The organism is Sphingobium fontiphilum, from assembly GCF_014196635.1.
GTDB classification, from domain to species: Bacteria; Pseudomonadota; Alphaproteobacteria; order Sphingomonadales; family Sphingomonadaceae; genus Sphingobium; species Sphingobium fontiphilum.
Genome location: NZ_JACIEB010000004.1, coordinates 341,744 through 348,082 on the forward strand (window position 1 = coordinate 341,744; position 6,339 = coordinate 348,082).

7 protein-coding genes are annotated in these 6,339 nt (G+C 65.4%); 6 read left to right on the forward strand and 1 reads right to left on the reverse strand.

Annotated elements, in window-relative coordinates:
* Positions 1–47 precede the first annotated feature (47 nt).
* From GGR44_RS10855 to ribH, 6 genes are all read left to right on the forward strand, one after another.
* Positions 48–725, forward strand: a complete 678-nt coding sequence (locus GGR44_RS10855) for an energy transducer TonB (protein WP_183955590.1) — start codon at positions 48–50, stop codon at positions 723–725.
* 223 nt (positions 726–948) lie between these two features.
* Positions 949–1,401, forward strand: a complete 453-nt coding sequence (locus tag GGR44_RS10860; RefSeq protein WP_183955591.1) for a hypothetical protein — start codon at positions 949–951, stop codon at positions 1,399–1,401.
* A 44-nt stretch (positions 1,402–1,445) separates the two neighbouring features.
* Positions 1,446–2,399, forward strand: coding sequence for a bifunctional diaminohydroxyphosphoribosylaminopyrimidine deaminase/5-amino-6-(5-phosphoribosylamino)uracil reductase RibD (ribD, locus tag GGR44_RS10865; protein ID WP_183955592.1), 954 nt, complete (start codon positions 1,446–1,448; stop codon positions 2,397–2,399).
* Positions 2,400–2,578: 179 nt separating this feature from the next.
* Complete coding sequence (locus GGR44_RS10870) at positions 2,579–3,193, forward strand: riboflavin synthase (protein WP_183955593.1); 615 nt, start codon at positions 2,579–2,581, stop codon at positions 3,191–3,193.
* 69 nt (positions 3,194–3,262) lie between these two features.
* A complete protein-coding gene (gene ribB / locus GGR44_RS10875) occupies positions 3,263–4,543 on the forward strand; it encodes a 3,4-dihydroxy-2-butanone-4-phosphate synthase (protein WP_183955594.1) in 1,281 nt (426 codons plus the stop codon).
* Between the two features lie 19 nt (positions 4,544–4,562).
* Positions 4,563–4,985, forward strand: coding sequence for a 6,7-dimethyl-8-ribityllumazine synthase (ribH, locus tag GGR44_RS10880; protein WP_183955595.1), 423 nt, complete (start codon positions 4,563–4,565; stop codon positions 4,983–4,985).
* Between the two features lie 509 nt (positions 4,986–5,494).
* Here the strand turns inward: ribH and GGR44_RS10885 are convergent.
* Positions 5,495–6,169, reverse strand: coding sequence for a transposase (locus tag GGR44_RS10885; RefSeq protein ID WP_183955596.1), 675 nt, complete (start codon positions 6,167–6,169; stop codon positions 5,495–5,497).
* Positions 6,170–6,339 lie beyond the last annotated feature (170 nt).

Genomic DNA, 6,339 nt, shown 5'->3' on the forward strand with positions numbered 1-6,339 from the left:
TCTGCTTGGGCGAGTCATTCGAACTTGCCGGAAAGAGGAGGGATATCATGGCTTATGCGTGGGAAGGACAATCATCCGCCTATGGCGCGCGGCGATCGCCCGTCGGGCTGGCCGGAACCATCGCGGTTCACGCCCTGTTGCTCGGCGCCTTTCTGCTGCTGCCCAAGGAGATGATAACGCGGCATTTGCCGCCCGGCATCGTGGGTTATCCCGTGCCGCAGGATCCGCCGCCTCCGCCGAACAGCGACACCCCGTCTGATCCGGCCAAGCCCGATACCCGGTCCACGACGACAACCGTCGATCCGATTTTCCCGCCGCCCTTTGACGACAGCGCGCTGCGCCCCGCCGACCCGCCCGTCGGTCCAGTGGGCGATGGCGGGTCAATCGGTTCAGGCGAGGGAACGACGGTACGGGTGCCCGATCCGCCCGCGCCGGTGCTGGTCGAGGCCGCCATCGACCCCCGCCATGCCAGCGCATTCCAGCCCGATTATCCGCCATCGATGATTCGGTTGGAAAAGGAAGGCCATGTGACGGTGCGGGTGTCGATCGGCGTCGACGGCCGGGTGACGGCGGTGGAGCGGCTGTCGGCCAGCGACGACGCCTTCTGGGCGGCGACCGAACGTCAGGCGCTGCGCAAATGGCGGTTCCGGCCGGCTACGCGCGATGGCGCGCCGGTCGCTTCGACAAAGGTTCTGACCGTGCGCTTCCGCCTCGCCGATCTGTAACCCCCGAAAAGAAACCCGGCGGTCCGCTGAAAGCGGTCTGCCCAATGACCCTGAAAAAGAAACCCGGCAGTCCGCTGAAAGCGGTCTGCCGGGTCAGGGGACGGGCTCCGGTGAAACCGGCGCCCCTCGGGTCGCAGCACTTCTATGATCGATTCGATGCGACAGGGTTGTGACGGAGATCACGCCTTTTGCATCCGCAACGGAGCTGACCTATAGGAGGTCCATGGCCATCTTTCCCCGTCCCGTTTCCCCCCGGAGCGCGCTTGGCGACCTGTGGGGCTATTTTCGCCAGCACAGGCCGCATAAATGGCCGCTGCTGGGCCTGTCGGCGGCGATGACCTGGGTCATCGTGTGGGCCTTTGTGGTCGATGCGAACACCAACACCATGCCGACCCGCAACAAGATCATCTATGTCCAGAGCTGGGACGCGAACCGGTCCGACGCGGCGATCATCCTGCAGCAGAAGATCGACCTCGCCAAGCGCGAGGCGGCGTTGCAGAAAAAGCAGAAGGAAATGCAGGGGCTGGCCGATGCCTTCGGCATTGACTGGCGCGAGGAAGAAGCGCGCAACACCGCCCGCCGCAAGCAGGCATTGAAGGCGATCAACGCCCAGCTCGACGACCGGCTGGCCAAGGCCGAGCAGGCCGAGGGCGCGGGCGGAGCCGCCCAGCCCTGAGCGTGACGCCACAACGCCCCGACCCGGTTGCAGACCGCCGTTTCATGGCGGCGGCCATCGCTCTGTCGACGCGCGGGCGCGGTATTTCCACCCCCAATCCCAATGTCGGCTGCCTGGTGGTGCGCGAGCGCCATGTCGTCGGCCGGGGATGGACCCAGCGCGGCGGCCGCCCCCATGCGGAGGCGCGCGCGCTGGAAGAGGCGATGGAGCGGGCGCGGGGCGCGACGCTCTATGTCACGCTGGAACCCTGTTTCCACCTGTCGCCGCGCGGGCCGCGCTGCGCCGACCTGATTGCGCGGGCGGGAATAGGGCGGGTGGTGATCGCCCTGCGCGATCCCGATCCGCGCACCGACGGGCAGGGCGCGGCCTGGCTGCGCGATCAGGGGATCGCCGTCGACATGGGGTTGATGGCGGAGGAGGCCGCCGCCGCCATGGCGGGATTTGTGCTGCGCCAGACGCTGGGGCGACCGCATGTTACGCTGAAACTGGGGTTGTCGCTCGACGGGCGGATCGCGCTGGCGTCGGGCGAGAGCCGCTGGATCACCGGGGAACGGGCGCGCGCCCATGCCCATATGGAGCGGGCGCGGGCGGACGCGATACTGGTGGGCGGCGGCACGTTGCGCGCCGACGCGCCGCGCCTCGACGTGCGGCTAGCGGGGCTTGACGATCGATCCCCGCGCCGCATCCTGCTGACGCGCGGGGCCGCGCCGCCGGGATGGGACGCCATCGCCGCGCCGCAGGACATTGTCGCGCTGGACCGGGTCGACCATCTGCTGGTCGAGGGCGGGGCGGCGGCCGCGGCGGCTTTCCTGCGCGCCGATCTGATCGACCGGCTGCTGCTCTATCGCGCGCCCATCGTCATCGGCGCCGGGCTGGCCGGGATCGGGGACATCGGCCTTGCCGATCTGGCGCAGGCCCATGGCCGCTGGCGATTGTCGGATGAGCGCCATCTGGGCGTCGACCGGCTGGAGGTTTACGAGCGGGTTCGCAGCGCCTAGGGATGGATCGACATTCAGCTCTGGCGGCCTGCAAATGGCGCCTCTCTGCGCTTCCGGTGCTCACGGACCATTAGTCCGCTGCGCTCCGGGTCGCGACAAGACGCCATTTTCGGCTCGCCATCTTCTGAATGTCGACCCACCCCAAGCGGGGTCATCCAGCATCAGGACCGTCATTACCCATGTTCACCGGCATCATCACCGACATCGGCGCTATCAGGACGGCGGAGCAGCGGGGCGACCTGCGTCTCGTCATTGGCTGCGGCTATGATATGGACAGCGTCGCCATCGGCGCGTCGATCGCCTGTTCGGGCACCTGCCTGACCGTGGTGGAAAAGGGCGACGACTGGTTTGCGGTCGACCTGTCGGCGGAAACCGTGGCGCGCACCGCGCCGGGCCTGTGGGCGCAGGGCGGGCGGCTGAACCTGGAACGCGCGCTCAAGGTCGGCGATGAACTGGGCGGGCATATCGTGACCGGCCATGTCGACGGCGTGGGCGCTCTGGTGTCGGCCGCGGCCGAAGGCGATTCGATCCGGCTGACCATTGCCGCGCCCGCAGCGCTGGCGGGCGCGCTGGCGACCAAGGGGTCGATCACTGTGGACGGCATTTCGCTGACGGTGAACAGCGTCGAGGATCAGCCCGACGGGACGGTGCATTTCGGGCTGAACATCATTCCGCACACCGCGCAGGTGACGACGCTGGACCGGCTGGACGCCGGCCGCGCCTTCAACCTGGAGATCGATGTGCTGGCGCGCTATCTGGACCGGATGCAGAGCCTTCGCAATCGCACAATGTGATTGGCTCTTGATATTATCACATTGAGATGTGATATCCACTCCATTCCGTCGGGAAGAGGAGTCGTCCCCATGTCGTCCAGTCTGATCGAAACCGTCCGCGCCCTGGTGCATGAAGGGGGCATGTCGCGCTCTGGCCTGGCGCGCGCCGCCGGGCTGCACGCCAATTCGCTGCGCAAGCTGGGCGAGGATGACTGGAATCCTACCGCCGACACGCTGGGCAAGCTTGAATCCTATCTGATCCGGCGCGAGGGCGGCACGGCGCTCGCCAGCCCGGAAGAAATCATCAACGAAGCGCGCAACGGCCGCATGTTCATCCTGGTCGACGACGAGGATCGGGAGAATGAAGGCGATCTGGTCATCCCCGCGCAGATGGCGACGCCTGATGCGATCAATTTCATGGCGACCCATGGCCGCGGCCTCATCTGTCTGGCGCTGACCAAGGCGCGGGTCGATGAACTGGGCCTCGACCTGATGAGCCGCCACAACGGCACCCGCCACGAAACCGCCTTCACCGTGTCGATCGAGGCGCGCGAGGGCGTGACCACCGGCATTTCCGCCGCCGACCGTGCGCGGACCATTTCTGTGGCCATTGACGGTTCGAAGAGCAAGGGCGACATTGTGACGCCGGGCCATGTCTTTCCGCTGGTGGCCAAGGATGGCGGCGTGCTGGTGCGCACCGGCCATACCGAAGCGGCGGTCGACGTCGCCAGGCTGGCGGGGCTCAACCCGTCGGGCGTCATTTGCGAAGTGATGAAGGATGACGGGACCATGGCGCGTCTCGACGACCTCATCCCCTTTGCCGCCAGGCACAAGATGAAGATCGGCACGATCCGCGACCTGATCGCCTATCGCCGTCGTCACGACCATATGGTGGAACGCCGCGCGGAGACCAGCTTCACGAGCCGCTGGGGCGGGGAATGGAAGGCGATCAGCTTTTACAACAAGGCGACCCAGACCGAGCAACTGGTGTTGCAGAAGGGGCATGTCGATCCCGACAAGCCGTCACTGGTGCGGATGCACCAGATGACGCCGCTGACCGATACGTTCGGCCAGCAGGGGCCGCGCACGGGCATGCTGGCCCGCTGCATGGAGATTATCGGCGAGGAAGGCGCGGGCATCATCGTCGTCCTGCGCGGGGACGAGCCGGACATGCTGACGCGGATGCTGCAGCAGCATGCCGGGGTCGTTCAGGGCGATATGGACGAGCTGCGCAACTATGGCGCGGGCGCGCAGATATTGGCGGAACTGGGCGTGCATGACATGGTACTGCTGACCAACAGCCACCACAGCCTGATCGCGCTTGACGGCTATGACCTGTCCGTGGTTGGGCATCGCCCGATCGAACTTTAAAGGCAAAGGCTGGCCCATCATGGCGAAAATCCTGATTGTCGAGGCGCGCTTCTACGACCATCTCAACGACCTGCTGATCGAGGGCGCGGCCGCCGCGCTGGAGGAGGCGGGGCATAAATATGAGGTGGCGACGGTGCCCGGCGCGCTCGAAATCCCCGGCGCCATCGCGCTGGCGGCGGAGAGCGGCCGCTATGACGGCTTTGTCGCCATCGGCGTGGTGATCCGCGGCGAAACCTATCATTTCGAAGTGGTGTCGAACGAGAGCGCGCGCGGGTTGATGGCGCTTTCCATGGATGCGATTCCCATCGGCAACGGCATTTTGACGGTCGAGAATGAAGCCCAGGCGCTGACCCGCGCCCGGCGGACCGAAAAGGACAAGGGCGGCGAGGCGGCGAAGGCGGCCATCGCCATGCTGGCGCTGCGCGAGCGTTTCGGCGCCTGAGCGGCGTTCGCCGGGGCGCCTCAATCGTTGCAATGATTTGAAAAGCCACGGAAAAAGCCGCCCGGACGAAAACCCGTCCGGGCGGTGAAGTGGGTCCGGTCGGCCCGCCCCGCGGCGCCGGGTCCGGTTGATGTTATCGTCCGACGGAGCCGGGCGAAATCGCTGCGACGGGCGGGAAAACTCCCGATGCGGCGATTTGAAGGTACATAACAAAAACTTACGAACCGGCCCCGCCACAATGTGACGGTATGGGTTCGCGCCCGGTTGTCCGTGGCACTTTTGTTGTTCCTGCGTTCACGCCCCCGGCGCCGAACGCTCCATTTTATCGGGGTAATGGACTCCCCGTCCCTTGCAAGGCGTCCAACACCGCGCGCAACCCTGACGCTGAATGCGGATCGGACGGGCAGGGGCGTAACAGAGGGCGTGGGCTGTAGGACAGGGGAATTTTTGGGGGCTTGTGGCGCTGGGGGAATGACGGGGAATTGCGGTTCCAGAATCACGGCGCTGGTTTACGCAGTTGAGCCATTCCTCGCCTTTGGCCCCCGTTTTTGCGGCTTGAGCGTTCTGCCGGTTTTCGCTTCCAGCCTTTCTATCCATTCGTCGCTGCCCAGTGGCCTGCCTGTTGTTTCCGACATGCGCAGCGCCGTCCATGCCGCTTCGTCGGCGCGCGGAGCATCCAGAAAGCCGGCAAACGGGCCATAGCGTTCGAGCAGGGGCGCAACTGTCACCAGCGCGTCATCTTCGCCCGCCAGATGCGCCGCCACGCTCGACCAGCGCCAATCCTGCGCCTTGTCCACGAGCCTTGCCCGCACAGGGTTGAGCGAGACATAGCGCGCCGCCGCCGCCAGATGCGCCTCATCCATCACGACGGCGCCAAAGCGGCACTGCCACAAATGCCCCGTCCAGCGATGACGCGCATTGATATAACCGGTGTACCGGCGGTGCGCATCGGCAAAGGTCCGGCGCAGTCCGTCTTCATCCGAAGGCGCGATGATGATGTGCACATGATTGGGCATCAGGCAATAGGCCCAGATTTCAGCACCCGCCCGATCCGCCGCTTGCGCCAGCAAATCGCGATACAGGGCATAATCGCCGTCCTCGAAAAATGTCTGCTGACGCCGGTTGCCACGCTGGGTGACATGATAGGGCAAACCGGGAATCACGAGGCGAGGGAGGCGAGCCATGCTGTTTGATTGACATATTTTGTGTATTTAGTAAACTGGCACCGTAATTTCATGGCACCGTAATTTCACCTATTTAGTAAACTGGCATGTCTGGACGGCGCCCTGCGATCAAGGGTGAAGTTGTGGTGAAGTAACGGTATCGGGGTGCGGTCATGTCTTCGGCCTGTTTG

What these genes read in the sequence shown, in the direction of transcription:
- ribH (WP_183955595.1), top strand. Translation starts at nt 4,563, where the DNA reads ATGGCGAAAATCCTGATTGTCGAGGCGCGCTTCTACGACCATCTCAAC.
- ribB (WP_183955594.1), top strand. Translation starts at nt 3,263, where the DNA reads ATGTCGTCCAGTCTGATCGAAACCGTCCGCGCCCTGGTGCATGAAGGG.
- ribD (WP_183955592.1), top strand. Translation starts at nt 1,446, where the DNA reads ATGGCGGCGGCCATCGCTCTGTCGACGCGCGGGCGCGGTATTTCCACC.
- GGR44_RS10855 (WP_183955590.1), top strand. Translation starts at nt 48, where the DNA reads ATGGCTTATGCGTGGGAAGGACAATCATCCGCCTATGGCGCGCGGCGA.
- GGR44_RS10860 (WP_183955591.1), top strand. Translation starts at nt 949, where the DNA reads ATGGCCATCTTTCCCCGTCCCGTTTCCCCCCGGAGCGCGCTTGGCGAC.
- GGR44_RS10885 (WP_183955596.1), bottom strand. Translation starts at nt 6,169, where the DNA reads ATGGCTCGCCTCCCTCGCCTCGTGATTCCCGGTTTGCCCTATCATGTC.
- GGR44_RS10870 (WP_183955593.1), top strand. Translation starts at nt 2,579, where the DNA reads ATGTTCACCGGCATCATCACCGACATCGGCGCTATCAGGACGGCGGAG.